Raw genomic sequence first — 25,555 nt, 5'->3', positions numbered from 1 at the left:
TCATCGCGGCCGTCCGGACCGGTAGACCTCCAGGACGAGTTCGACGGCGCGGGCCGGGGCGGCCGTGCCGCCGGGGGCGGGCAGCGCCTCCTCCAGGACGGCTCCGTCGCCGTGCCGGGACAGCCACTTGGGCAGGCAGCGCAGGTGCAGTGCGCTGCCGAGGTCCACGAAGTGCGGTTTCGGACGGCTCAGCCGGCTCAGGAAGTCCTCGGCGGGGCGTCCGGTGGGGGCGGTCGCGGCCGGGTGCAGGAAGAGCTGTTCGGGGAGGTCGAGCAGGGCGCGCCAGCGGGCGGCCGCCTGCGCCGGGGCGGCCGCGGCGGCGAGTTCGGCGCGCAGTTCCCGCACGACGCCGGGCGTCAGCTGCCAGCGGCGGCGCCGGAGCACCACGTGGCGGTGGAGCAGGCGGGGGCTGTGGACGACGCGGCCGCCCGGGGCGGCGAGGACGCGGCGGGGCGCGAGGGCCCGGAAGTCGACCACGCCGTGGGGGTGGTCGCAGAGGTGGGGCGCGATGCGGCGGGGCAGCAGGACGGGGGCGAGGAAGCCGGGGTAGAGCACGTCGAGGTGTTCGCCGGTGCTGCGCAGCCGCAGGCGTACCTGGTCGGTGGGCTCGTCGTGGACGAGTTCCAGGTCGCCTTCGGCGATCGAGGCCCGGTGGCGGTCGGGGCCGATCTCGTCCGGGACCAGCAGGGGGTGGAGGTTGGCGTTGAACCCGCCGACGGGCCTGATCTGGGCCGCCCTGGCGCCGGGGGCGAGGCCGCGCCGGATCTGCCGGGCCGTCTCGGCGGTGGCGCGCGGGTCCAGGGCGTCCAGGAACCGGCTGCTGAAGCGGCCCCATCCGCCGTACACGTGGTTCACGGCGAGCAGGCCGCGGTCCGGGTCCCGCTGGAGGAAGTACGCGTAGCTCAGCGGGCGTTCGAGCGCCCACCCCGGCAGGTGCCCGCCGAGGGCGCGGACCGGGCCGGGCGGCAGGACGACCTCGGCGGCGTCGGCGGGGTCCTGAGCACGGGCGTCCCGTACGGCGGCCGTGAACCCGGCGCGCAGCGCGGCGAGTTCCTCCGTCCCGGTGGGGAGGCCGGCCCGGTCGGCGGGGTCGAGGTCCGCGAGCCGGCCGGCCGTTTCCCAGGCCTCGGTGACCTCGGCGCCGAACTCCCAGGGGTGGTGGCAGGTACCGCCGGGGCCGTAGCGGGCGACGAAGCGGTCGCGGACGACGCGGCGCAGGAGGTGTCCGAGGTCGAAGAGTTCGGCCAGGGCGGTGACCTCGGCGAGCGCCGTGTGGTCGGCGGTGTCGAGGAAGCCGTCGAGCGGCAGCGGGAGCGGGGCGACGACGTCCTCGGACAGGACGGTGAGCGGGGCGGAGCCGGCCGGGACGGGACGTCCGGCGTCGGCCAGTTCCGCGGCCCAGCGGCGGGCGAGATCGGCGAGCAGGGCGGGCCGTTCCTCGGCGGGGGCGGCACCGAACGCGTCGGTCAGCCGGCCGATCCCGGCCACCCGCCCGGCCCGCTCGGCGTCTTCGGCCCGCTGCGCGCCGCGGGCGGGCCCGGCGGGGTCGGTGAGCCCGGCCGGGCCGGAGGGGTCCGCCGGGCCGGTCAGCCCGGCCGGTTCGGCTGCCTCCGCCGGGCCGGTCAGCCCGGCCCGGTCGGAGGGATCCGCCCGGTCGCCGGAGCGCAGCCAGGTCTCGATGTCGTGGAGCGGGTCGGCGCTCTGGGGCGGGACGGGGTCGGCGGGCACCAGCAGGCCCGCCTCCGTCAGGCGGGCGAGGTAGGCCTCGGCGGCGGTGCCGGCGGCGGGATCCGCCTCCCGCAGGGCCCCGGTCAGCCGTTCGGCGAGTTCCCCGAGGGGCACGGGGGTGGCGGCGTGCTCGGTGACCAGGCCCAGGGGGCCGCCGGCCGGCAGCTCCGCCTCGTCCTCGCGCGCCACGAGGTAGCGGCCTCCCGCGAAGGCGGTCCGGTCGCGGGAGTAGGCCGCCCGGCCGTCGGTGGTGCGCGCGGAGCTGGTGATGCGGTGCGGGAGGCCGGCCCGACGGTGCGGGGCGTCCAGCAGGGCGAGGGTGAGGGCCGTCGTCAGGGTGCGGTTGGGCTTGACCACCGCGTGCAGGGGGCCGTCGAGGAGCCGCGGCTCGCCCCAGGACGAGCGGGGGCCGGCCTGCGCGGAGGGCAGTGCGCCCCAGCCGACGGCCGTGAACCAGGACAGCGGGCTGGTCTTCGTGCAGGCCCGCAGCGCGTGGCGCAGCACGGTGGCCTCTTCCTTGCGGGCCTTGCGGTCGGCCGCTCCGCCGGCCGCCCTGCGTACGGCGCGCAGGAGGTCGGCGCTGGTGAGGGCGACGGCCTTGGCGAGGGCGGGTTCGCGGCACAGGGCCGCCAGGGCCTCGCGTTCGGCGGCGAGGGCGGGTCCGGCGACGACGCCGAGCTCGGTGAGGAGGGCTTCGCGGCGGGCCCGCAGGGCGGTCCAGTCGGCGAGGCGGGGTACCCGCTCGGGCAGGTCGCCGAGGCGGGCCAGCAGCGCGGGGCGCGGTTCGCGCCCGTTGTGCAGGGCGCGGCGCAGCGGGAGGACTACGTCGCGGTGGAAGTCGGCCGGGTGGCCGTCCCGGCTGTCGTACAGGTCGTCGCACAGGGGGGCGGTGGTGCGCAGCAGTCGCGTTTCGATCCGGTGCAGGCGGATGAGCAGGGCACGGAAGCGTTCCGCTTCGGGCCCCTGGGGCGGGTGGGCGAGCACGGTGGTGCGGACCAGCGCGTACGGCGCGGACCGCACCCGGTAGCCGGCCGGGCGTCCGGGGTCGGCGGGCGCCTCCGCGAGCCGGGGCTCCGGTGACCGTGACGGTTCCTGCGGCATGGCGCTCCCCCGTTCCTGTCGGTGGTGGCGTACGGGCCTCCCGCCGCACCGGGGGTGCGGCGGGAGGGGGGCTGGACGCTCGGGGTCGGTGGGCGGTGGGGGTGGGGACGGCGGTCGAACGGTCGGGCGGGTCGGGCGGGTCAGGCGGTCGGGGTGTCCGTCTGGGGCTGGGCGCAGGAGGAGGAGCCCTGGCAGGAACACGAACCCCAGGACGCTCCGCCTTCGGGCAGTGCGGCGGTGTCGCGCATCGAGGTGACGCTGAGGTCGCCGAGGTCGAGCTCCAGGTCCTGGAGGTCGAAGGCGGCGTCGGGTGCGGTGTCGGACATGGGTGTCTCCCGAAAGCTGGAAGCGATAGGCCGAATGTGCACGGAACGAAACCGCGGTTCCCGGGCCGCAATTCTCCTGATGCCCGGAACCGCCTTTCGCAGGAAAAGTATTACAAGCCAGAACGCGCCACGGCAAGCATCGGAGAAATATGCCAGCACCTCCGGAATCCACTTCTCCTCAACCCCCAACCCTCGGCCGAAAACATAAGTTTGAGCTGCTCAGAACCGCATTGATTTCAGCCACCTGCGAATTTCCCGCACCCTTGGAGAACATTCAACGGAATTCGATCAGGGGTACGTCAGTAATGCGTCAGCAACACGTCAGGAATCGGGCCGTCGCCGTCAAGGCTCCATCAGGGGACGGAGAAGCGGGAGGGAATTCGGGGATAGCTTCGAGGGCGAGCCCCGGACCGCCTCCCCGCGGTCCGGGGCCCCACCCGCCACCCGTGGTTCCCCGAGGAGGGCCCATGTGCCTGTTCCTGTACGACGACGACCCCGAGCCCGAGGAACGGGTCCCGGCCGGGCCCCTGTACGTTCCGGCCGCCCGGCCGGGAGGCGAGAGCGCGGCGCTGCGGCTGTTCCGGACGCCGTTGGGCGAGCGCACCGCCGTCGGCTTCACCACCCCGGAGCGGCTGTCCGCCACGCTCGGCGCCGCGCAGGCCTGGATCCGGCTCTCCGAGCCCGTCCTGCGCGCGCTGGCCGCGCCCCTCGGGGTGACCCTGCTGACGGTCGATCCGACACTGACGGCGCCCCCGGTCGCGGCGGCCCCGGCCGCGGGCCCCGGCGCCGGTCCGCTCACCCGGGCCGCCGGAACCGCCCGGACCGCCTGATGGGGGATCAGACCATGACCGCCGACGTCCTCTCCACCCCGGCCCCGCCCCCTTCCCCGGCCCCCGCCGACGACCTGTCCGTCTGGCCGGCCTCCACCGCCCCGCTCCCGCACGGCGGGGTGGCGGTCGGCGGGGTGCCCCTGGCCGAACTGGCCGACCGCTTCGGCACCCCGCTCTACGTGCTGGACGAGGGCGAGGTCCGCGCGCGCTGCCGGAGGTACCTCGACGCCTTCCCCGACGCCGACGTGCTGTACGCCGCGAAGGCGTTCCTGTCCCGGGCGATGGTGCGCTGGGTCCGGGAGGAGGGCCTGGGCCTGGACGTCTGCTCGGCCGGTGAACTGGAACTGGCCGTGACCTCCGGGTTCCCGCCCGAGCGGATCGTGCTGCACGGCAACGCGAAGTCGCCCCGCGACCTGGAGGCGGCGCTGCGGCTCGGTGTGGGGCGGATCGTCATCGACAGCGCGTCCGAGATAGCCCGGATCGCCGCCGCCGTCGGCCCCGGGGAGCGCCAGCGGGTGATGGTGCGGGTGGTGCCCGGCGTCTCGGCCGGGGGCCACGACAAGATCCGTACCGGCACGGACGACCAGAAGTTCGGACTGTCGCTCACCGACGGCGCGGCGCAGCACGCCGTCGCCCGGATCCTCGGCCAGCCGCGGCTCGAACTCACCGGACTGCACTGCCACATCGGCTCGCAGATCACCGGGGTGAAGCCGTACGTGACCTCCCTGCGCCGGATGGTCGGACTGCTGGCCCACGTCCGGGACCTGCACGGAGTCGTCCTGCCGGAGCTGGACATGGGCGGCGGCCACGGCATCGCCCACCGGCCCGGCGAGGCCGTCCTCGACGTCGCCGCCCTGGCCGCGCGGCTGCGCGCCGAGCTCGCCGAGGGCTGCGCGGCCGCCCGGCTGGCCGTCCCCCGCCTCCTCGTCGAACCCGGCCGGGCCCTCGTCGGTCCGGCCGGGGTGGCCCTGTACCGGGTGCTCGCCGTCAAACGCACCGGCGCGACGGTGTTCGTCGCGGTGGACGGGGGGATGAGCGACAACCCCCGGCCCGCCCTGTACGGGGCGCGCTACGCCCCCCGCCTGATCGGCCGGCACTCGACGGCGGCCCCGTGCGCGGCGAACGTCGTCGGCCGGCACTGCGAGGCGGGGGACGTACTGGCCTCCGGGGTGCGGCTGCCCGGCGACGTCCACCCCGGGGACCTGCTGGCCGTCCCGGTGGCCGGCGCCTACCAGCTGTCGATGGCCTCCGGATACAACCTCGTCGGCCGTCCGGCGGTCGTCGCGGTCCACGGGGGCGCGGCCCGCCTCCTGGTCCGGCGCGAGACGTTGGAGGACTTCCGCGGCCGGGACGTCGGCGCCTGAGCGCTCCCGTACCGCCGCCCCCGCGTCGCGCCGCCCGCCCGGAGCGCCGTGCGTCAGCCGGCGTGGACGTGGGGGCGGCGGGCCCGGTCGGGTTCGGCCGCGCGGATGACCTCCCGGGTGACGGGGGCCACTTCGCCCTGCCCGCGCTCCCCCGCCCGCTTGGCGGCGATGGTCGCGGCCACGGCGGCCGAGGTGATCAGCACCTGCACACCAGTTCGGGGAAGACGACCAGCGCGATGGCGATCATCATGAACGGGTTGCCGTGCTCCGTGGTGAGGGCCTGCGTCCAGTCGGCGACCACGTGCGGCTGGGTGGCGACCTGCCACAGACCGACCGCCACGACGACCACGTTCAGCCCGAGGTAGGTGGCGACAAGTGCCACGGCCACCCCGATGGCCTCGCTGAACCCCTTCAGGAACACCGCGCCCAGCAGGGCGATCATGAGCAGGGTGATCGGGACCTGGTGGCGGTTCAGGGTGCTCGTGAGGTGCGGGTTCTCCACCAGGTGCGCGGTCGCGTCGAATCCTGACGCGTCCTTATCGCGGGGGCGGGTGTCCCGCCGCACCGCGGCTGCGGTGCGGCGGTGCGGCGGTGCCGCAGCGGTGCGGCCGAGCGGCCCTCCGCTGCGGCGCTTTCGAGTGACACCACCGCCCGGCTCCGGGCGTGGTCCCCGCCGGGTGCCCGACCATCTCAGGCGGCCGGTCATGCTCCGGTCACGGGTTGCCGATCAGGCCGGGATCCACGCCGTCGTGGCACCGGGCCGCCGCCGGGAGACACACGTGTACGTCCTGCTCGTCGCGAGCGCCTTCAACAGCCTCACGCAGCGAGTCCACGCCGAGCTGCGCGACCACGGCCACCGCGTGGCGGTGGAACTCGCCCTGCCCGGCGTCCCCCTGGCGGAGGCCGTGCGCCGGCACGATCCCGATCTGGTCCTCGCCCCGATGCTGACGACGGCGATCCCCGAGGAGGTGTGGGCCGCCCGCACCTGCCTGATCGTCCACCCGGGGCCCGTCGGCGACCGGGGTCCCTCCTCCCTCGACCGGGCCGTGCAGGAGCAGGTGACCCGCTGGGGCGTGACGGTGCTCCAGGCCGGTGCGGAGATGGACGCCGGCGACGTGTGGGCCACCGTGGAGTGCCCGGTCCCGCCGGTCGGCAAGAGCGACCTGTACCGGGGGGAGATCGCCGACGCGGCCCTGCGGGCGGTGCTGCTCGCCGTCGAGCGGTTCGCGTCGGGCACCCACACCCCCGCGCCCCAGGACCCGGCCACCGTCCGCACCCGCCCCTACCTGCGCCAGGAGGCCCGTCGCATCGACTGGGAGGCCGACTCCACCGACCGGGTCCTGCGCACGCTGCGCGCGGCCGACTCCCGGCCGGGCGTCCTGGACGAGCTGCTGGGCGGCGAGTGGTACCTGCACGGCGGCCACCCCGAACACCGTCTGCGCGGACGCCCCGGTGAACTGCTGGCGACCCGGGCGGGGGCCGTGTGCCGGGCCACGGCCGACGGCGCCGTGTGGATCCCGGAGCTGCGGGCCCGCCGGGTGCCCGGGGAGCCCGCCCCGGTGAAACTGCCCGCCGTCCTCGCCCTCGGCGACCGGCTGCCGCCGCTGCGCGAACACCCTGCCCCGCCCCCGCACGCGGACGCCCGCGGCGGTACCTGGGCGGACATCCGCTACCGGGAGGAGGGGTCGGCCGGGTTCCTGTCCTTCGCCTTCCCCGGCGGAGCGATGGGCACCGCGCAGTGCCGCCGGCTGCTGGAGGCGTACCGGACCGCCTGCGCCCGCCCCACCTCGGTGCTCGTCCTGGGCGGTGGCCGCGACTTCTTCTCCAACGGCATCCACCTGGGCGTCATCGAGGCGGCCCCCGACCCGGCCCGGGAGTCCTGGGACAACATCAACGCGATGGACGACCTGGTCGAGGCGGTCCTCACCACCACCGACCGGCTCGTCGTCTGCGCCCTCGGGGGGAACGCCGCCGCGGGCGGGGCCATGCTGGCGCTCGCGGCGGACGAGGTCTGGTGCCGTGCGGGCGTGGTGCTGAACCCGCACTACCGCCTGATGGGGCTGTACGGCTCCGAGTACTGGACGTACACGCTGCCGCGCCGCGTCGGGGCCGCCGTCGCGGACCGCCTGACCGCCGAGGCCCTGCCCCTGAGCGCCGCCGGCGCGCTCCGGCTCGGGCTGGTCGACCGTACGGTGCCCTGCGCGCCCCGGGCCTTCGCCGGCGAGACCGCGCGGCTGGCGGCGCACCTGGCGGCGCTGCCCGCCGCCCAGTCGCGGATCGCCGCGAAGAAGGCCCTGCGGGAGCGCGACGAGGCCGTCCGGCCGCTGGCCTCCTACCGGGAGGCGGAGCTGGCGCTGATGCACCGCACCTTCTTCGACCCCGCGGCCCCGTACCACGCCCTGCGCCGCGCCTTCGTACGCAAGGAGGCGGCGGCCGCCACCCCGCCGCACCTGACCCGTCCCGTGCACGGGCGGCCCGGAGCCGCCGTCACCCCACTGGCCGTACATGACGGAGCACCCGGGGCGGAGGGCTGTTAGCAAGAAAGGTGTGGCCGGGGCAGTCCGGCCCGCCGCGCACCCCGCCCGGAACACCTCCCCGCCCTTCCCCAAGGAGGCATCCGCATGGATGCAGCACCGACCGTCGCCCCGGCAGAGGACCCCCCGATCCACATCCTGTGGATCAACGCGGGGCTGAGCTGCGACGGCGATTCCGTGTCCCTCACGGCAGCGATGCAGCCCAGCATCGAGGAGATCGTCACGGGGGTCCTGCCGGGGCTCCCCAAGATCGCCGTGCACTGGCCCCTGATCGACTTCGAATGCGGCCCCGTCGGGGGCGCGGACACGTTCATCGAGTGGTTCTTCAAGGGCGAACGGGGCGAAATCGACCCGTTCGTCCTGGTGGTCGAGGGCTCGATCCCCAACGAGAAGATCAAGCCCGAGGGCTACTGGTGCGGGTTCGGCGACGACCCGGAGACCGGCCAGCCCATCACCACCAGCGAGTGGATCGACCGGCTGGCGCCCAAGGCCCTCGCGGTCGTGGCCATCGGCACGTGCGCCACGTACGGCGGCATCCACGCCATGGAGGGCAATCCGACGGGCGCGATGGGCGTGCCGGACTACCTCGGCTGGGACTGGACGTCGAAGGCCGGCATCCCGATCGTGTGCGTGCCGGGCTGTCCGATCCAGCCCGACAACTTCTCCGAGACCCTCACCTACCTGCTGTACCAGGCGGCCGGCTCCGCGCCGATGATCCCGCTCGACGACAAGCTGCGCCCCACCTGGCTGTTCGGCATGACGGTCCACGAGGGCTGCGACCGCGCCGGCTACTACGAGCAGGGCCAGTTCGCGCAGACCTACGACTCCCCCCAGTGCCTGGTCAAGCTGGGCTGCTGGGGTCCCGTCGTCAAGTGCAACGTGCCCAAGCGCGGCTGGATGAACGGCATCGGCGGCTGTCCCAACGTCGGCGGCATCTGCATCGCCTGCACGATGCCCGGCTTCCCCGACAAGTTCATGCCGTTCATGGACGAGCCGCCCGGCGCGAAGGTCTCCAGCAAGGCCAGCGGTGTGTACGGAGCGGTGGTCCGCCGGCTCCGTGCGATCACGGAGCACACCGTCGACCAGGAACCGAAGTGGCGCCAGAGCGGCCGGACGCTGACCACGGGCTACCGCCCGCCCTGGTGAGCCCCGCAGTCTCCCCCCGCACCCAGCGCACCAACCCCCGCACCGAAGAAGGGTCACGGCAGACACGATGACACCGCAGACGAAGGCGGCCGGCGACGGCAGCGGCCTGGTCGAGATGGCCTGGGATCCGATCACCCGGATCGTGGGCAGCCTCGGCATCCACACGAAGATCGACTTCAAGCAGAAGCGGGTCGCGGAGTGCTACAGCACCTCGTCGGTCTTCCGCGGCTACAGCGTCTTCATGCGCGGCAAGGACCCCCGCGACGCGCACTTCATCACCAGCCGGATCTGCGGGATCTGCGGTGACAACCACGCCACGTGTTCCGTCTACGCGCAGAACATGGCCTACGGGGTGAAGCCGCCCCACCTCGCCGAGTGGATCATCAACCTCGGCGAGTCGGCGGAGTACATGTTCGACCACAACATCTTCCAGGAGAACCTGGTCGGGGTCGACTACTGCGAGAAGATGGTCCGCGAGACCAACCCCGGCGTCCTGGAGAAGGCCGAGCGCACCCCCGCCCCGCACGCCGGCGAGCACGGTTTCAAGACCATCGCCGACATCATGCGCTCCCTCAACCCCATCGAGGGCGAGTTCTACCGCGAGGCCCTCCAGGTCAGCCGGTACACCCGCGAGATGTTCTGTCTGATGGAGGGGCGCCACGTGCACCCCTCCACCCTCTACCCGGGCGGCGTCGGCACCATCGCCTCCGTGCAGCTCTTCACGGACTACATGAGCCGCCTGATGCGGTACTGCGAGTTCATGAAGCGGGTCGTGCCGCTCCACGACGACCTCTTCGACTTCTTCTACGAGGCCCTGCCCGGGTACGAGGAGGTCGGCCGCCGGCGCGTGCTGCTCGGCTGCTGGGGCGCGCTCAACGACCCCGAGCACTGCGACTTCACGTACGCCAACATGACCGACTGGGGACGGAAGATGTTCGTCACCCCGGGCGTGGTGGTGGACGGAAAGCTGGTCACCAACGACCTCACCGAGATCAACCTCGGCATCCGCATCCTGCTGGGCAGCTCGTACTACGACGACTGGGAGGGCCGGGAGCAGTTCGTCACGCACGACCCGCTCGGCAACCCCGTCGACCCGCGGCACCCGTGGAACCAGCACACCATCCCGGCCCCGCAGAAGCGGAACTTCGACGACAAGTACAGCTGGGTCATGTCGCCGCGCTGGTTCGACGGCAAGGACCACCTCGCACTGGACACCGGCGGCGGCCCCATCGCCCGCCTGTGGTCCACGGCGCTGTCCGGGCTGGTGCAGACCGACTACGTGCAGGCCACCGGCCACAGCGTGGTGATCACCCTGCCGCGCACGATGACCAAGCCCGAGACCCGCTTCGAGTGGAAGATCCCGAAGTGGAGCAACGCGCTGGAGCGCAACCGCGCCCGCACGTACTTCCAGGCGTACGCCGCCGCGATCGCGCTGCACTGCGCCGAGAAGGGGCTGGCGGAGGTCCGCGCCGGACGCACCCAGACCTGGGAGAAGTTCGAGGTCCCGGACGAGGGCCTGGGCGTCGGCTTCACCGAGGCCGTGCGCGGGGTTCTCTCGCACCACATGGTGATCCGCGACGGCAAGATCGCCAACTACCACCCGTACCCGCCGACCCCGTGGAACGCCAGCACCCGCGACACCTTCGGCACCCCGGGACCGTACGAGGACGCGGTGCAGAACACCCCGATCTTCGAGGAGAACTCCCCGGAGAACTTCAAGGGCATCGACATCATGCGCGCGGTGCGCAGCTTCGACCCGTGCCTGCCCTGCGGCGTCCACATGTACGTGGGCGGCGGCAAGACGGTCAAGACGATGCACGTGCCCACCGGCCTGAGCGGACTGGGCGGATGAGCGCCGCCCTGGACGCCCGGCAGGCGGGCGCACGGGTGGAGGAGGTCCTGGAGGGCCTGGCCTCCGGCGGTGACCGGCGGGCGTGCGCGGCCGCCGAGGAACTGGTGCGCGTCCTCATGGACTTCTACGGGTCCGGGCTCGCCCGGATCGTGGAGCGGCTCGGCGGGCAGGCGCTCTCCCCGGTGCTGGACGACGAGCTCGTGGCGAGCCTGCTCTCGCTGCACGACCTGCACCCCGAGGACGTCGACACGCGGATCGGGCGGGCCCTCGGCGCCGCCGGGGACACGGTGGAGCGGATCGCGTTCGACGGGGCCACCGGGGTGCTGCGGGTACGCCCCCGCGCGGCGGCCTCCGGCTGCGGGTGCGGTTCCCCGGACGACGCCGCCCGGGGCCTGGAGGAGGCCCTGGCCTGCTTCGCGCCCGAGGTGACGGCGGTGGAGACGGAGGCCGCCCCGGCCCCGCAGCAGCCGCTGCTGCAGATCTCCGTCCGGCCGCACGCTCCGGTGCGGGCGTGACGGGGCCCGGCCTCCTGGCGGGCGGACCGCGCGGCCTGCGCCGGTTCACGGGCCCCCGTCCGCCCCGACCCGAGAGCTGCGAGCTGTGCGGGACCGCGGTGGCCGGGGACGGCCACCGCCACCTCGTGGAGACCGAGAAGCGGTCGCTGGTGTGCGCCTGCACCGGCTGCGCCCTGCTGTTCGACCGGCCGGGCATCGTGACGGGCCGGTTCCGCGCCGTCCCCGTCCGGTACCTGGCCGATCCCGCGCACCGGCTCGACGACGGGGCCTGGGAGCGCCTCCAGATCCCGGTCGGCGTGGCGTTCTTCTTCCGCAACGCCGCGCTCGACCGGCTGGTCGCCCTCTACCCGAGCCCGGCGGGGGCCACCGAGAGCGAGCTCGACCCGCAGACCTGGCAGAGCGTGCTGGGCTCCGGCCGGCTGGCCGCGCTCCTCGAACCCGACGTGGAGGCGCTGCTGCTGCGCCGCTCGGAGGGCCGCACCAGCTGTCATCTGGTGCCCATCGACATCTGCTACGAGCTGGTGGGGCGGATGCGGCTGTTGTGGCAGGGCTTCGACGGCGGCGCCGAGGCCCGGGCCGCGCTGGACGCGTTCTTCGCCGAGGTCGAACGGCGCGCCAGGGTGCTCGCTCCGGGGCCGGTGTCATGACGGCCGCCACGGAGTTCACCTTCACCTGCACCGGGGTGCGCGCCGACCCGTACGCCGCGGGCCCCACCCTCGTCTTCCGGCTGCGCGTCGGCGCGGGGGCGGGGGTGCGGGTGCACGCGCTGGCCCTGCGGGTCCAGCTGCGGATCGAGCCGGCCCGGCGCGGCTACTCGGACGCCGAGGCCGAGGGGCTCGCCGACCTCTTCGGGGAGCGTTCCCGCTGGGGCAACACCCTCCAGCCGGTGCAGTTCGCCCAGGTGTCGGTGATGGTGCCGAGCTTCACCGGGGAGACCGAGACCGATCTGGTCGTCCCCTGCACCTACGACATGGACATCGCGGCCACCCGCTACTTCGGCGCCCTGGAGGACGGCGAGGCGCCGCTGCTGATGCTCTTCTCCGGCACGGCGTTCACCGGCGGGGGCGGGTTCCGGGTCGAGCCGGTGCCCTGGGACCGGGAGGCCTCGTACCGGATGCCGGCCACGGTGTGGCGGGAGATGGTCGAGCAGCACTTCCCCGGCTGCGGGTGGCTGCGGCTGCCCCGCGACACGATGGCGGAGCTGCTCGCCTACCGCTCCCGGCACGCGCTCGCCTCCTGGGAGGCGACGGTGCGCTCGCTGCTCGACTCGGCCGCCGGGGCCGTCCCGGCCGCCGCCCCGCCCCCGCCGCTGCGGCTGGGGGCCGTACTGCCGCGCGTCACCGAGAGGACCGCTCCGTGACCACCACCACCGAGCGGGACACCCGCTTCGACACCGCCCGGCACGTGGCGGACGCCGTCCTCTTCGAGGGTTACGTGCTCTACCCGTACCGGGCCTCGGCGGCCAAGAACCGGCTGCGCTGGCAGTTCGGGGTCCTGGTGCCGCCCGCCTGGGCCCCCGCGCACGGCGAGCACGCCTTCCAGCGGACCGAGATCCTGATGGAGCCCCGCGGGGAGGCGACGCTCCACCTGGAGCTGCGCTTCCTGCACGCCCAACGCCGCACCGTCCAGCGGCTCCACCAGGACGGCGCCTACGCCGACGTCGGCGAACTGCACCTGCCCGACCGGATCCTGGTCCCCTGGGACGAGGGCACCGAGGAACGGGTCGAACTCGCCGTCCCCGTGGCCGCGCTGGCCGGTGAGGGGGTCGTGCTCCCCTTCACCCGGCCGGCCCGGGAGGAGAGCGAACCGGTGCTGGACGGCTCGGGGCGCGCCGTCGGCCGCCTGCTGCGGCGCACCGAGGAGGCCGAGGGCCGGGTACGGCTCTCGGCGGCCGAACTCGACGGTCCGTACCGGGTGCTGAAGCTCACCGCGGTCGTGGAGAACACCAGCGCCTGGACCCCCGCCGACGGGGACGGGGCCACCCGCGAGGCGGCCCTGCCGCGCTCGCTCGTCGCCGCCCACCTCCTGCTGGGGCTGGACGCCGGTTCCTTCCTGTCGCTGACCGACCCGCCCGAGTGGGCCCGGGAGGCCGTCGCCGCGTGCGACAACCGGCACACCTGGCCGGTGCTGGCGGGCGGCGACGGCCGCTCCGACGTGGTCCTGTCCTCCCCGATCATCCTGGAGGACCATCCCGCGATCGCGCCGGAGAGCGCCGGGGCGATGTACGACGCCCTGGAGATCGACGAGATCCTCGCGCTGCGCACCGCGACCCTCACCGAGGAGGAGAAGCGCGAGGCGCGCGGGACGGACGCCCGCGCGGCCGCCGTGATCGAGCTCGCCGATTCGATGCCGCCCGAGGTCCTGGAACGGCTGCACGGCGCCGTGCGCGGACTGCGGGAGGTCACCGGACCGGACGCCTTCGACGGGCCGGCCACCCTGACGGAGGTCCCGGACGGGGAGGCCGTGTTCCGGCCGGAGGCTCCCTGGTGGGACCCGGCGGGAGCGGATCCGGCGCCGGAGCGGATCCGGGTCGACGGGGTCTTCGTGGAACCCGGCAGCCGGGTGCTGCTCCGGCCGGGCCTGCGGCGCACCGACGCCCAGGACCTGTTCCTCCAGGGCCGCTCCGCCCTGGTCGAGGCCGTCCTGCACGACGTGGACGGCGGGGTGCACCTCGCCGTCACGGTGGAGGGGGACCCGGGCGCCGACATCCGCCGGGAGCAGGGCCGGTTCCTGTACTTCCAGCCCGACGAGGTCACCCCGCTGGAGGACGCGTGAGCGGCGCGGTCCTGGTCGCCGGCATCGGCAACGTCTTCCTCGGCGACGACGGCTTCGGCGTCGAGGCGGTGCGCGCCCTGGCGGCGCACCCGCTGCCGGCGCACGTGGAGGCGGTGGACTTCGGGGTGCGCGGGGTGCACCTGGCCTACCAGCTCCTGGACGGCTACGACACGCTCGTCCTGGTCGACGCCACCGCGCGCGGCGGCGCCCCCGGCACGCTGTACCTGATCGACGCGTCCGGCGGGGAGGCGGGCCCCCTGTCCCCGGGACCCGGCTCCCCCGGCGCCGCCGTCCTCGACGGCCACCACATGTCTCCCGACACCGTCCTGGCCCTGCTGGGCACGCTGTGCGCGGGCACCGGAGCCACCCCGCCCCGGCGGACCCTCGTCGTCGGCTGCGAACCCGCCTGCGTCGAGGAGGGCATCGGGCTGAGCGGCCCGGTGGCCGCCGCGGTGCCGGAGGCCGTGCGGATGCTCCTGGACCTGCTCCGGGAGGAGGAACCGCAGGGGGCCGCGGCCGACGCCGTCGTCGCCGCCACCACCACCGCCACCGCCACCGCCCACCCGAACGCCGTGAACTGAGGAGAACCCCATGAAGAAGGCCGTCATCGGCGGAGCCGCCGCCGTGGCCCTGGTCGCCGTCCTCGCGCAGGTCCTCCCCGACCTCAAGCGCTACCTGCGCATGCGCTGCATGTGAGCCCCGCCCCGCCCCGGCGCCCGAATGGCGTACGGGGCGTGCGGCGCACCGGCGTGCCCGCCCGTGCCTCCCGCGTCCTGCCGGTGTAATGAGCCCCGGCAGGACGGAGTCCGATGCACGAGATGTCGATCGCCATGGCCGTCGTGGGCCAGGTGGAAGAGGCGGCCCGAGCGGGCGCGGCGAGCGCCGTGCGCCGCGTGGAGCTCCAGGTCGGGGAGTTGGCCGGTGTGGTGCCGGACTCCCTGGCCTTCTGTTTCGAACTGGCCTGTGCCGGAACGGTCCTCGAAGGCGCCGAACTCGTCACGCGGTCCGTGACGGCCAGTGCCCGCTGCGCGGACTGTGCCGGAGCGTGGGCGGTGGGCATGCCGCCCGACCTGTGCTGCCCCGTCTGCGGACGGGCCACCGAGGTGGAACTGCTCACGGGGCGCGAACTGCGCATCCTCAACGTGACCTGGGAGGACGCCCCGGGCGCGGCCTCCTGCCGCGAACCGATCCCCGAGGAGGCCTGAACCATGTGCCGAGTGGTCGATCTGCAGCAGGCGGTGCTCGCCAAGAACGACGGGGCGGCGCGCGCCCTGCGCGCCGAACTCGCCTCCCGGGGGACGGCGGTCGTCAACCTGCTCTCCAGCCCCGGCAGCGGGAAGACGGCCCTGCTGGAGCGGGAGCTGTTCCTGGCCCGGGAGCGGGGCGTGCCCGTGGCGGCCCTGACGGCCGATCTCGCCACCGAGAACGACGCGCTGCGCCTGGCCCGTTCGGGCGTACCCGTCAAGCAGGTGCTCACGGACGGGCTCTGCCACCTGGAGGCCTCGATGCTGGGGCGCCACCTGGACGGGTGGCTGCCCGAGGAGACGCGGCTGCTGTTCGTGGAGAACGTGGGGAACCTGGTCTGCCCGGCCTCGTACGACCTCGGGGAGTCGCTGCGCGTGGTCCTCGCGTCGGTGACCGAGGGCGAGGACAAGCCGCTGAAGTACCCGACCGCCTTCGGGCTGGCCCAGCTGGTCGTGGTCACCAAGACCGACATCGCGGCGGCCGTCGAGTTCGACGAGGCGGCCTTCCGCGCCAACGTCCAACGGGTCAACCCGGGGGTGGAGGTGGTGCTCACCTCGGTCCGCGCGGACGAGGGGACGGGCCTCCTGCTGGACCGGGCCCTGGCGGTCGGGGCGGGGGCGCGGGCCCACGCTCCCGTGATGGCCCGGCAGCGGCACGAGGGAGGCCAGCACGGCCACGGACACGAGCACGGGCCGGGCCACACCCACGACGACCACAGCCACGACCACGACCACGACGATCACGATCACCACGGTCACGGTCAGCCCGGCCCCGCCGTGGCCCAGACCCGCTGATGGAGCACCTGGAACGCCGACGGGTCACCGTACGGGGCGTGGTGCAGGGGGTCGGCTTCCGGCCCTACGTCTACACCCGCGCCACCGGCCTCGGCCTCGCCGGGCACGTCACCAACACCCCGGAGGGCGTGGTCGCCGAGGTGGAGGGCTCCGCCGCCGCCGTGTCGGAGTTCTGCGAGCGGCTCGCGGCCGACGCCCCGCCGCTGGCCGTGGTGGACGCCGTCGACCACCGCCCGGTCCCCCTCTCCGGCGGAGCCGGCTTCACCATCATCGCCTCCCGGTCCGGCGGCCCGGCCCGGACGCTGGTCTCCCCCGACGTCGCCACCTGCGCGGACTGCCTCGCCGAGCTCGCGGACCCGGCCGACCGCCGCCACCGCCACCCCTTCATCACGTGCACGCACTGCGGGCCCCGCTTCACCATCGTCACCGGGCTGCCCTACGACCGGGCCCACACCACGATGGACCGCTTCCCGATGTGCGCCGACTGCGCCCGCGAGTACGCCGACCCGGCTGACCGCCGCTTCCACGCGCAGCCCGTCGCCTGCCCGGCCTGCGGGCCCCGGCTGCGGCTGCTGACCGGGCGGCCGCCGAGCGGGGAGGCCTGCGCCGATCCCGTCGCGGGGGCCCGCGCGCTGCTGGCCGCGGGGGCGGTCCTGGCCGTGAAGGGGCTCGGCGGGTACCACCTGGCCTGCGACGCCACCCTGCCCGGGGCCGTCGCCGGGCTGCGCCGCCGCAAGGGCCGCGGGGACAAGCCCTTCGCGCTGATGGCCCGGGACCTCGCCGACGTCGAGGCCCTCGCCCACCTCGGCCCCGAGGAGCGGGAGCTGCTCACCGGCGGGGTGCGGCCCATCGTGCTGCTGCGCCGCCGCCCCGACGGAGCCCCGCTGCCGGGGGTCGCCCCCGGCAGCCCCGACCTGGGCGTGATGCTCCCGTACACCCCCCTCCACCACCTGCTGCTCGGCCTGGACGGGGACCCGCGGGGCCCGCGCCTGCTGGTGATGACCAGCGGGAACCTCTCGGGCGAGCCCATCGTCACCGACGACGCCGAGGCGCTGGAGCGCCTCTCCGGCCTCGCCGACGCCTGGCTGACCCACGACCGGCCGATCCACGTGCCCTGCGACGACTCCGTGGTGCGGGTCTGCGACGGCGAACCCCTGGTCCTGCGCCGCTCGCGCGGGTACGCGCCGCTGCCCCTGACCCTGCCGCTGCCGGTCCCCGCCACCCTCGCCGTGGGCGGCGACCTCAAGAACGCCTTCTGCCTCGGCGAAGGACGCCGGGCCTGGCTGTCGGCCCACACCGGCGACATGGACGACCTGGCCACCCGGTACGCCTTCGAGCGGGCGGAGCGGCAGCTGGAGACCCTCACCGGGGTCACCCCCGTACTCCTCGCCGCCGATCTGCATCCCGGCTACCGTTCCGGCCGCTGGGCCCGCGAGCGGGCGGGAGCCCGCCCGCCGGCCGGCGTACAGCACCACCACGCGCACGTCGCCTCCGCGCTCGCCGAACACGGCCTCGACGGCTCCCGGCGGGTGATCGGCGTCGCCTTCGACGGCACCGGGTACGGGGACGACGGCGCCGTCTGGGGTGGGGAGGTCCTCCTCGCCGACTACGCGGGGTACACCCGCTTCGCGCACCTGGCCTACGTACCGCTGCCCGGCGGCGACGCGGCCGTGCGGCGGCCCTACCGGATGGCCCTGGCCCACCTGTGGGCCGCCGGCCTGGACCGGGCTAAGGACCTGCCCTGCACCGCGGCCTGCCCGCCCACCGAACTGCGGGTCCTGGAAACCCAGTTGGAGCGCGGCCTGAACTGCGCCCCCACCTCCAGCATGGGCCGGCTCTTCGACGCGGTGTCCGCCCTGGCGGGCGTCTGCCAGCACGCCGGGTACGAGGCGCAGGCCGCCATCGAGCTGGAGGGCGCCGCGTTCGGGGCACCCGCCGCCGGTCCCGGCTACGCCTTCGCCGTGCGGGTGCCCGGGGCCGGTGCCGCCGGCCCGGTCATCGCCGATCCGGCGCCCGTACTGGCGGCGGTGGCGGCCGACGTACGGGCGGGGACCGGCCGGCCGGTGATCGCCGCCCGCTTCCACGCCGGGGTCGCGGACCTCGTCGGCACGCTCTGCGGACTGGCGCGCGACCGGCACGGCCTGGACACGGTGGCCCTCACCGGCGGGGTCTTCGCCAACACCCTGCTCTCCTCCGCCTGCGCCCGCCTGCTGCGCGACCGGGGGTTCACCGTCCTGCGGCACCGCACGGTCCCGCCGGGCGACGGCGGGCTGGCCCTGGGCCAGCTCATGGTGGCGGCGGCCGGACACGTCACGGAACACCCACAACGAGGAGAAGCCCATGTGCCTGGCGGTACCCGGCAGAGTGCTTGAGATCGGGGAGAGGGACGGCACGCGCATGGCGACCGTCGACTTCGGCGGCGTGCAGAAGGAGGTCTGCCTGGAGTACCTGCCGGACCTCCGGGTCGGCGAGTACGCCATCGTCCACGTGGGGTTCGCCCTCCAGCGACTGGACGAGGAGTCAGCCCTCCAGACCCTCGAACTCTTCGCGCAACTCGGAATGCTCCAGGAGGAGTTCGGCGACCCCTGGGAGCAGGCGGCCCAGGCGGGCGGCGGCGACTGGCCCTTCGCGGACGATCCGGCGGCGCCCGTCGCACGGCCCGCCACGTCCCACGGGACCGACGTCCGGCAGGAGGACGCACCGCGGTGAAGTACATCGACGAGTTCCAGGACCCGGCACTGGCCCGCCGGCTCCTCGACGAGATCCGCTCCACGGTGACCCGGCCCTGGGCACTGATGGAGGTCTGCGGCGGCCAGACCCACACCATCATCCGGCACGGCATCGACCAGCTCCTGCCCGATCAGGTCGAGTTGATCCACGGGCCCGGCTGTCCGGTGTGCGTCACGCCGCTGGAGGTCATCGACAAGGCGCTGGAGATCGCCTCCCGCCCCGAGGTGATCTTCTGCTCCTTCGGGGACATGCTGCGCGTCCCCGGCACCGGCCGCGACCTGTTCCGGGTGCGCGGCGAGGGCGGCGACGTACGGGTCGTGTACTCGCCGCTGGACGCCCTGCGGATCGCGCGGGAGAACCCGGGGCGGGAGGTGGTCTTCTTCGGCATCGGCTTCGAGACCACCGCGCCGCCCAACGCCATGACCGTGTACCAGGCGCGCAGGCTCGGCATCCGCAACTTCAGCCTGCTGGTCTCCCACGTGCGGGTGCCCCCGGCGATCGAGGCGATCATGCGGTCTCCGAGCTGCCGGGTGCAGGGCTTCCTGGCCGCCGGGCACGTGTGCAGCGTGATGGGGACGGGCGAGTACCCGGAGCTGGCGGCGCGCCACCGGGTGCCGATCGTCGTCACGGGCTTCGAGCCGCTGGACATCCTCGAAGGCGTGCGCAGGACCGTGCTGCAGCTGGAGCGCGGCGAGCACACCGTCGACAACGCCTACGCGCGCGCCGTCCGCCCGGAGGGCAACCCGGCCGCCCTCGCCATGCTGGAGGACGTCTTCGAGGTCACCGACCGGGCCTGGCGGGGCATCGGGGTCATCCCGCGCAGCGGCTGGCGGCTGTCGCCGCGCTACCGGGAGTTCGACGCCGAGCACCGCTTCTCGGTCACCGGCATCACCACCCTGGAGCCGGCCGAGTGCCGGAGCGGGGAGGTGCTCCAGGGGCTGCTGAAACCGCACGAGTGCGAGGCCTTCGGCGGTCCGTGCACCCCGCGCAACCCGCTGGGCGCCACCATGGTGTCCAGCGAGGGCGCCTGCGCGGCGTACTACCTCTACCGCCGCCTCGACCTGCCCGCCGCCGCTTCGAAGACCTCGCTGGAGGCGAGCCCCGTTGCCTGAGACCGCACCGTCCGAGACCGTCCTCGACGTCACGGGCTGGACCTGCCCCGCCCCCCTGCGCGACCACCCCCGGGTGGTCATGGGCCACGGCGGGGGCGGCGCGCTCTCCGCCGAACTGGTCCAGCACCTGTTCGCCCCCGCCTTCGGCGGCGAGGCGCTGGCCCAGCTCGGGGACTCGGCGGCCGTCTCGCTGGGCGGCGTACGCCTCGCCTTCTCCACCGACTCCTACGTCGTGCGGCCGCTGTTCTTCCCCGGCGGGAGCATCGGGGACCTGGCGGTCAACGGCACGGTCAACGACCTGGCCATGAGCGGCGCCCGTGCCGCCTACCTGTCCTGCGGGTTCATCCTGGAGGAGGGCGTCGAGATGTCCGCGGTGGCGCGCGTGGCCGAGGCCATGGGCGCCGCCGCGCGGACCGCGGGCGTGGAGATCGCGACCGGGGACACCAAGGTCGTCGAGGCGGGCCACGGGGACGGGATCTACGTCAACACGGCGGGGATCGGGCTGATCCCGCAGGGGGTGGACCTGCGCCCGCAGCGGGTGGTACCCGGCGACGTGGTGATCGTCAGCGGCGAGATCGGCCTGCACGGCGTCGCGATCATGAGCGTCCGCGAGGGCCTGGAGTTCGGCGTCGACATCGAGAGCGACTGCGCGGCCCTGGGCGGGCTCGTGCAGAGCATGCTCGCGGTCACCCCTGACCTGCACGTCCTGCGCGACCCGACCCGGGGCGGCCTGGCGGCCTCCCTCAACGAGATCGCCGCCGCCTCCGGCACCGGGGTCGTCCTCCACGAGGGCCGTGTCCCGGTCCCCGAGGCCGTCGCGAACGCCTGCGCGATCCTCGGACTCGACCCGCTCTACGTGGCCAACGAGGGCAAGCTCGTCGCCTTCGTGCCCCGCGAGCACGCCGACGCCGTCCTCGACGCCCTGCGCGCCCACCCGCTGGGCCGGCACGCGGCGGTGATCGGCGAGGCCGTCGCCGATCACCCGGGCATGGTCGTGGCGCGGACCGGGCTCGGCGGCACCCGGGTGGTCGACCTGCCGGTCGGGGAGCAGCTGCCGCGGATCTGCTGAGGGATCCCGTGCGCCCCGGCGCACCTCCGCGGGCCCCGCCGACCTGTCCACGGCGGCGGGCTCGCGGCCGGCGTTTCGACACGGTGGCAGGCCCGCGCGGCGCCCGGCTCCCGCATGATCGGTTGCCTCGGCGGAGGAGGACCCCTCCGCCGGGGCACCCGCCCCCGATCAAGGAGCCGCACCGCCATGTCCGACATCACCGTCCGCGCCGTCCGTCCCGGGGACTTCGGCCAGTGGCGCGCCCTCTACCGCGGCTACGCCGACTTCTACCGCGTGGAGCAGACCGAGGAGGCGGCCGCGACGGTGTGGGCGTGGGTGAACGACCCCGGGCACGAGGTCGGCGCGCTGGTCGCCGAGGACGCCTCGGGCCGCCTCCTGGGGCTGGCCCACTACCGCCCGTTCGCCCGGCCGCTGTCCGCGACGGTGGGCTGCTTCCTGGACGACCTGTTCGTGGCCCCGGAGCACCGGGGCTCGGGCGCCGCCGACCTGCTGCTGGGGGCGCTGCGCGCGCTGGCCGGGGAGCGCGGGTGGAGCGTGGTGCGCTGGATCACCGCCGACGACAACCACCGGGCGCGCGCCAAGTACGACCAGGTGGCCACGCGGACCATGTGGGTCACCTACGACATGGCCCCCGGTAACTGACCCCGTCTCCGCGCGGGCGCGGGCCGGCGCGTGACCGCGTCCGCCGCGGTCAGCCCTCGCCGGCCGCGTCGTCGCAGGCGGGGCAGACCCGGTCGGCGTACCGGGGCGGGTACCAGGGGGCGTCCGGGTGTTCGGCGGGCCGCCAGGGGGCCGTCTCCATGGCGAAGGTGTCCCTGCCGCACAGGGTCCTCGGCCCCCGGACGGAGGTCCGGCCCGGGGCCGCGGGCGCCGCGTGCACCCGCAGCGGGAGCCGTTCGTCCCCGGAGGCGGCGTCCCCGGGCGGGGAGTCCCCGGAGGGGTACTCGTACACCACGACCGTCTCGCTCATACCTCGACGATAGGCGGCCCCGCCGCGGCCCGCGTGCCGGCGCCGGGGTCGGGGGCGGTCTCGGGGCCGGGCCGGCGCGCGCCGCGGTCGGCCGCCGGGAGCAGCGCCACCGGCGCGGCGGGCGAGTCCCGGGCGGCGCCCGCCGCGAGCAGGCCGAGGTCGACGACGGTGGCCGCGGCCAGTACCCGCATCGGAGCGATCCGGCTGCCGACCCGGTCGGACCACCAGCCGGCGAACAGCCGCACTCCGGCCCCGGCCAGGTTGGCCACGGCCAGCACAGCGGCGGCCGCGCCGACGGACCAGCCGCGCGCCTGCGTCAGGAACAGCAGGGAGAACCCGGTGACCACGAACTGCGGCACGCACAGCAGTCCGGCCGCCGCGTGGATCCGCCACAGGTAGCCGCCCCGGTAGGGCGCGGGTGTGCGGGTGCCCTCCCGCCTCGCGGGGCGCCGCGGATCGACGGCGAGCAGGGCGATCGCCACGCCGGCGGCGCCGGCCAGGACCAGCAGCGCGCCCAGCGGGACCGCCCCCCGGACGGCGGCGGCGCCGGCCAGGGCCCCGGCGGCGGCGAGCAGCCCGGCGGTCAGGGCCGGCCGCTCGCCGTACCGGTCGGCGACGGCTCCCCAGCCGATCAGGCCGAGGAGGATCCCGAAGACCGGGCAGGAGACGAGCAGTCCGGCACCGGCCGGGGAGAGCCCCAGCTCCTCCTGGAGGGCGGGGAGCAGGTAGGACAGCCCGTAGAGCGCGGTGGCACCGGCGGTATGACCACAGGTGCCGGGGGCGAGCATCACCCAACTGCGGCGTATTCGCCGGGCGTTCATGCGGCCACACTACGCACGGGCGTACGCCGGAGGACCGCTGGAGTCCAGCACCTCGGCCTCGCCGCCCGGCCCGCCCGCGCCCGTCCGGTTTCGATTCCATGGTGAGCCGGATGGCGGGCGTCGCGACCCCCTGGATCCGGTGATGTACGGACCGGGAGCCAGCGGGCCGGCCTGGCAGCGGGTCCCCCACCTGCGCGTTCGGGCCCCCTGCCGCAACGCCGCCCGCCGGCCGGGCCCGCCGGCGCTCCCGGCCCGGCCCGCCGCGGCTGCGGAACCGGCCGTCGGGGTGGCGGGGCGCCGGCGAAGAACATCATCAGGTCATCCGTCCCGGACTCTTGACTCCTTCCGCGCCACTCGCGATTCTCGACGCACCGTTTGTGCGGGGCATGACAATTCATGCCCGGATTCGACCGCGCCCGCCCGCCGACCGAAGACACGAGTGATGACCTTGACCCCTCACCCTCGCTCCCCACGCCCGCCACGGCCACGCCGCAGGCGCCGTCCCCTCGCACTCCTGTCGTTGCTCCTCGCCGCCGTACTGGCCATGGTGCTGGGGCCCGTGCCCAGCTCCTCGGCCGACGCCGGCTGGTGGACCCCGACCGCGCGCCCGCAGCCCGACTCCGACATCAACGTCACCGGCGAGCCCTTCAAGGGCACCGACGACAAGGGACGGGTCCGCGGCTTCGTCGACGCCCATGACCACATCATGGCCAACGAGGGCTTCGGCGGCCGTCTGATCTGCGGCAAGGCCTTCTCCGACCTCGGGGTGGCCGACGCGCTCAAGGACTGCCCCGAGCACTACCCCGACGGCTCTCTCGCCGTCTTCGACATGATCACCAAGGGCGGGGACGGCAAGCACGACCCCGTCGGCTGGCCCACCTTCAAGGACTGGCCCGCCCACGACTCGCTCACCCACCAGCAGAACTACTACGCCTGGATCGAACGCGCCTGGCGCGGCGGCGAGCGCGTCCTCGTCAACGACCTCGTCACCAACGGCGTGATCTGCTCGGTCTACTTCTTCAAGGACCGCAGCTGCGACGAGATGACCGCCATCCGCCTGGAGGCGCAGAAGACCTACGACATGCAGGCCTACATCGACAAGATGTACGGCGGGCCCGGAAAGGGCTGGTTCCGGATCGTCACCGACTCCGCACAGGCCCGTGAGGTGATCAAGCAGGGCAAGCTGGCCGTCGTCCTCGGCGTGGAGACCTCCGAGCCCTTCGGCTGCAAGCAGATCCTGGACGTCGCCCAGTGCAGCAAGGCGGACATCGACCGCGGCCTGGACGAGCTCTACGGGCTCGGCGTGCGCAGCATGTTCCTCTGCCACAAGTTCGACAACGCCCTGTGCGGCGTCCGCTTCGACGAGGGCACGCTCGGCACCGCGATCAACGTGGGGCAGTTCCTGTCCACCGGCACCTTCTGGAAGACCGAGGAGTGCACCGGGCCCCAGCACGACAACCCCATCGGCCTCGCACCGGCTCCGCAGGCCCAGAAGGAGCTCCCGGAGGGCGTCTCGGTGCCCTCCTACGCCGCCGGGGCGCAGTGCAACTCGCGCGGACTGACCGACCTGGGCGCCTACGCGGTGCGCGGCATGATGAAACGCAACATGATGCTGGAGATCGACCACATGGGCGTCAAGGCCGCGGGGCAGGCCTTCGACATCCTGGAGTCCGAGTCCTACCCCGGCGTGATCTCCTCGCACAGCTGGATGGACCTGGGCTGGACCGAGCGGCTGTACAAGCTCGGCGGGTTCGCCGCCCAGTACATGGGCGGATCCGAGGGCTTCACCGCCGAGGCGGCCCGGACCAAGGCCCTGCGTGACAAGTACGACGTGGGCTACGGGTACGGCACCGACATGAACGGGGTCGGCGGCTGGCCGGGTCCCCGCGGCGCGAACACCCCCAACCCGGTCCGCTACCCCTTCCGCACCGCCGACGGCGGCTCGGTCGTCGACCGGCAGACCACCGGCTCGCGGACCTGGGACCTCAACACCGACGGCGCCGCCCACTACGGCATGGTCCCGGACTGGATCGAGGACATCAAGCAGGTCGGCGGCCAGAGCGTGGTCGACGACCTGATGCGGGGCGCCGAGTCCTACCTGCACACCTGGGGGGCCACGGAGAGCCACCGGGCCGAGGTCAACCTCGCCTCCCGGACCCCCGCCTCGGCCAGCTCCACCGAGTGGTGGAACCCCTTCGTCGACTACTCGCCGGGCAAGGCCGTCGACGGGGACACCGGCACCCGCTGGGCCAGCGAGTGGAACGACGACCAGTGGGTGCAGTTCGACCTCGGGTCCGCGCACACGATCCGGCGCGTCACCCTCGACTGGGAGGCCGCGTACGGGAAGTCGTACCGCATCGAGGTCTCGACCGACGGCAGCAACTGGCAGACGGCCTGGTCCACCACGACCGGCGACGGCGGGGTGGACACCGCCCGGTTCGCCGCCACCCCGGCCCGCTACGTGCGCGTCCACGGCGCGCAGCGCGGCACCCAGTGGGGCTACTCGCTCCATGAGGTGGGCGTCTACGGCGGCTGACGTCCGGCGGGGGGGGGGGGGGGGGGGGGGGGGGGGGGGGGGGGGGGGGGGGAGGTCCCGCGCTCCCCGCCCCCGAACCCAGCGGCAGGCAAAAAAACACACGCAAC

At 74.5% G+C, this 25,555-nt stretch carries 24 protein-coding genes and 1 pseudogene; 19 read left to right on the top strand and 6 right to left on the bottom strand.

Annotated elements, in window-relative coordinates:
- Both ACZ5D2_RS35365 and ACZ5D2_RS35360 read right to left on the bottom strand, forming a co-directional pair.
- A complete protein-coding gene (locus ACZ5D2_RS35365) occupies window positions 1-2,829 on the bottom strand; it encodes a lantibiotic dehydratase (RefSeq protein WP_468935194.1) in 2,829 nt (942 codons plus the stop codon).
- 140 nt (window positions 2,830-2,969) lie between these two features.
- Window positions 2,970-3,155, bottom strand: a complete 186-nt coding sequence (locus ACZ5D2_RS35360) for a thiazolylpeptide-type bacteriocin (RefSeq protein WP_100661066.1) — start codon at window positions 3,153-3,155, stop codon at window positions 2,970-2,972.
- 467 nt (window positions 3,156-3,622) lie between these two features.
- On the opposite strand from ACZ5D2_RS35360, the gene ACZ5D2_RS35355 reads away from it, so the two are divergent.
- A complete protein-coding gene (locus ACZ5D2_RS35355) occupies window positions 3,623-3,985 on the top strand; it encodes an SAV_915 family protein (protein WP_371679899.1) in 363 nt (120 codons plus the stop codon).
- A gap of 14 nt (window positions 3,986-3,999) precedes the next feature.
- Window positions 4,000-5,349: a diaminopimelate decarboxylase gene (lysA, locus tag ACZ5D2_RS35350; RefSeq protein ID WP_371679898.1), complete on the top strand. Its 1,350-nt coding sequence runs from the start codon at window positions 4,000-4,002 to the stop codon at window positions 5,347-5,349.
- 53 nt (window positions 5,350-5,402) lie between these two features.
- Here lysA and ACZ5D2_RS35345 read toward each other — a convergent pair whose 3' ends face one another.
- A complete protein-coding gene (locus tag ACZ5D2_RS35345; RefSeq protein ID WP_371679897.1) occupies window positions 5,403-5,552 on the bottom strand; it encodes a hypothetical protein in 150 nt (49 codons plus the stop codon).
- 8 nt (window positions 5,553-5,560) lie between these two features.
- Window positions 5,561-5,878, bottom strand: a pseudogene (locus tag ACZ5D2_RS35340) (amino acid transporter); the annotation flags it as partial.
- Between the two features lie 250 nt (window positions 5,879-6,128).
- Here ACZ5D2_RS35340 and ACZ5D2_RS35335 point away from each other — a divergent pair.
- The 16 genes from ACZ5D2_RS35335 (at window position 6,129) to ACZ5D2_RS35260 (ending at window position 21,763) form a co-directional block, all read left to right on the top strand.
- On the top strand, window positions 6,129-7,886 hold the full coding sequence (locus tag ACZ5D2_RS35335) for an enoyl-CoA hydratase-related protein (protein WP_371679896.1): 1,758 nt from the start codon (window positions 6,129-6,131) through the stop codon (window positions 7,884-7,886).
- An 84-nt stretch (window positions 7,887-7,970) separates the two neighbouring features.
- Window positions 7,971-9,029 (top strand): NADH-quinone oxidoreductase subunit B family protein, encoded by a 1,059-nt coding sequence (locus ACZ5D2_RS35330; protein ID WP_371679895.1) that lies wholly within the window; start codon window positions 7,971-7,973, stop codon window positions 9,027-9,029.
- 67 nt (window positions 9,030-9,096) lie between these two features.
- Entirely contained in the window at window positions 9,097-10,881 is a 1,785-nt protein-coding gene (locus ACZ5D2_RS35325; RefSeq protein ID WP_371679894.1) for a nickel-dependent hydrogenase large subunit, read from the top strand.
- Window positions 10,878-11,396: a hypothetical protein gene (locus ACZ5D2_RS35320; RefSeq protein WP_371679893.1), complete on the top strand. Its 519-nt coding sequence runs from the start codon at window positions 10,878-10,880 to the stop codon at window positions 11,394-11,396. Before ACZ5D2_RS35325 ends, ACZ5D2_RS35320 begins: the two co-directional genes overlap by 4 nt.
- Window positions 11,393-12,043 carry a DUF5947 family protein gene (locus tag ACZ5D2_RS35315; RefSeq protein ID WP_371679892.1) on the top strand — a complete coding sequence of 217 codons (651 nt, stop codon included), beginning with the start codon at window positions 11,393-11,395 and terminating at the stop codon, window positions 12,041-12,043. Before ACZ5D2_RS35320 ends, ACZ5D2_RS35315 begins: the two co-directional genes overlap by 4 nt.
- On the top strand, window positions 12,040-12,756 hold the full coding sequence (locus ACZ5D2_RS35310; protein WP_371679891.1) for a DUF6084 family protein: 717 nt from the start codon (window positions 12,040-12,042) through the stop codon (window positions 12,754-12,756). Before ACZ5D2_RS35315 ends, ACZ5D2_RS35310 begins: the two co-directional genes overlap by 4 nt.
- A complete protein-coding gene (locus tag ACZ5D2_RS35305) occupies window positions 12,753-14,171 on the top strand; it encodes a hypothetical protein (RefSeq protein ID WP_371679890.1) in 1,419 nt (472 codons plus the stop codon). Before ACZ5D2_RS35310 ends, ACZ5D2_RS35305 begins: the two co-directional genes overlap by 4 nt.
- Window positions 14,168-14,752: a hydrogenase maturation protease gene (locus ACZ5D2_RS35300; RefSeq protein WP_371679889.1), complete on the top strand. Its 585-nt coding sequence runs from the start codon at window positions 14,168-14,170 to the stop codon at window positions 14,750-14,752. Before ACZ5D2_RS35305 ends, ACZ5D2_RS35300 begins: the two co-directional genes overlap by 4 nt.
- Window positions 14,753-14,762: 10 nt before the next feature.
- Entirely contained in the window at window positions 14,763-14,867 is a 105-nt protein-coding gene (locus ACZ5D2_RS35295; RefSeq protein ID WP_371679888.1) for a DUF6893 family small protein, read from the top strand.
- 113 nt (window positions 14,868-14,980) lie between these two features.
- The gene (locus ACZ5D2_RS35290; RefSeq protein WP_356211720.1) at window positions 14,981-15,376 is read left to right on the top strand and encodes a hydrogenase maturation nickel metallochaperone HypA/HybF; all 396 of its coding nucleotides are present in this window, start codon (window positions 14,981-14,983) and stop codon (window positions 15,374-15,376) included.
- A 3-nt stretch (window positions 15,377-15,379) separates the two neighbouring features.
- The gene (gene hypB / locus ACZ5D2_RS35285) at window positions 15,380-16,210 is read left to right on the top strand and encodes a hydrogenase nickel incorporation protein HypB (protein WP_371679887.1); all 831 of its coding nucleotides are present in this window, start codon (window positions 15,380-15,382) and stop codon (window positions 16,208-16,210) included.
- Window positions 16,210-18,582: a carbamoyltransferase HypF gene (gene hypF, locus ACZ5D2_RS35280; protein ID WP_468935179.1), complete on the top strand. Its 2,373-nt coding sequence runs from the start codon at window positions 16,210-16,212 to the stop codon at window positions 18,580-18,582. The genes hypB and hypF overlap by 1 nt, the downstream gene beginning before the upstream one ends.
- Window positions 18,551-18,919: a HypC/HybG/HupF family hydrogenase formation chaperone gene (locus tag ACZ5D2_RS35275; RefSeq protein WP_371679885.1), complete on the top strand. Its 369-nt coding sequence runs from the start codon at window positions 18,551-18,553 to the stop codon at window positions 18,917-18,919. The genes hypF and ACZ5D2_RS35275 overlap by 32 nt, the downstream gene beginning before the upstream one ends.
- Window positions 18,916-20,052: a hydrogenase formation protein HypD gene (gene hypD, locus ACZ5D2_RS35270; RefSeq protein ID WP_371679884.1), complete on the top strand. Its 1,137-nt coding sequence runs from the start codon at window positions 18,916-18,918 to the stop codon at window positions 20,050-20,052. The genes ACZ5D2_RS35275 and hypD overlap by 4 nt, the downstream gene beginning before the upstream one ends.
- A 79-nt stretch (window positions 20,053-20,131) precedes the next feature.
- Window positions 20,132-21,121 (top strand): hydrogenase expression/formation protein HypE, encoded by a 990-nt coding sequence (gene hypE / locus ACZ5D2_RS35265; protein WP_371681360.1) that lies wholly within the window; start codon window positions 20,132-20,134, stop codon window positions 21,119-21,121.
- A gap of 186 nt (window positions 21,122-21,307) precedes the next feature.
- Window positions 21,308-21,763, top strand: coding sequence for a GNAT family N-acetyltransferase (locus ACZ5D2_RS35260; RefSeq protein ID WP_371679883.1), 456 nt, complete (start codon window positions 21,308-21,310; stop codon window positions 21,761-21,763).
- A 49-nt stretch (window positions 21,764-21,812) separates the two neighbouring features.
- On the opposite strand, the gene ACZ5D2_RS35255 is transcribed toward ACZ5D2_RS35260, so the two are convergent.
- A complete protein-coding gene (locus ACZ5D2_RS35255) occupies window positions 21,813-22,091 on the bottom strand; it encodes a hypothetical protein (protein ID WP_371679882.1) in 279 nt (92 codons plus the stop codon).
- Window positions 22,088-22,912 (bottom strand): MFS transporter, encoded by an 825-nt coding sequence (locus ACZ5D2_RS35250; protein ID WP_468935173.1) that lies wholly within the window; start codon window positions 22,910-22,912, stop codon window positions 22,088-22,090. Before ACZ5D2_RS35250 ends, ACZ5D2_RS35255 begins: the two co-directional genes overlap by 4 nt.
- A 442-nt stretch (window positions 22,913-23,354) precedes the next feature.
- Between ACZ5D2_RS35250 and ACZ5D2_RS35245 the strand changes: the two genes are divergently transcribed.
- A complete protein-coding gene (locus ACZ5D2_RS35245) occupies window positions 23,355-25,448 on the top strand; it encodes a galactose-binding domain-containing protein (RefSeq protein WP_468935170.1) in 2,094 nt (697 codons plus the stop codon).
- The last annotated feature ends 107 nt before the right edge of the window (window positions 25,449-25,555 follow it).

It is taken from the genome of Streptomyces sp. NPDC031479 (assembly GCF_055581065.1).
Note: the sequence above shows the minus strand (reverse complement) of the source record. Positions and strands in the feature narration are given on the sequence as shown.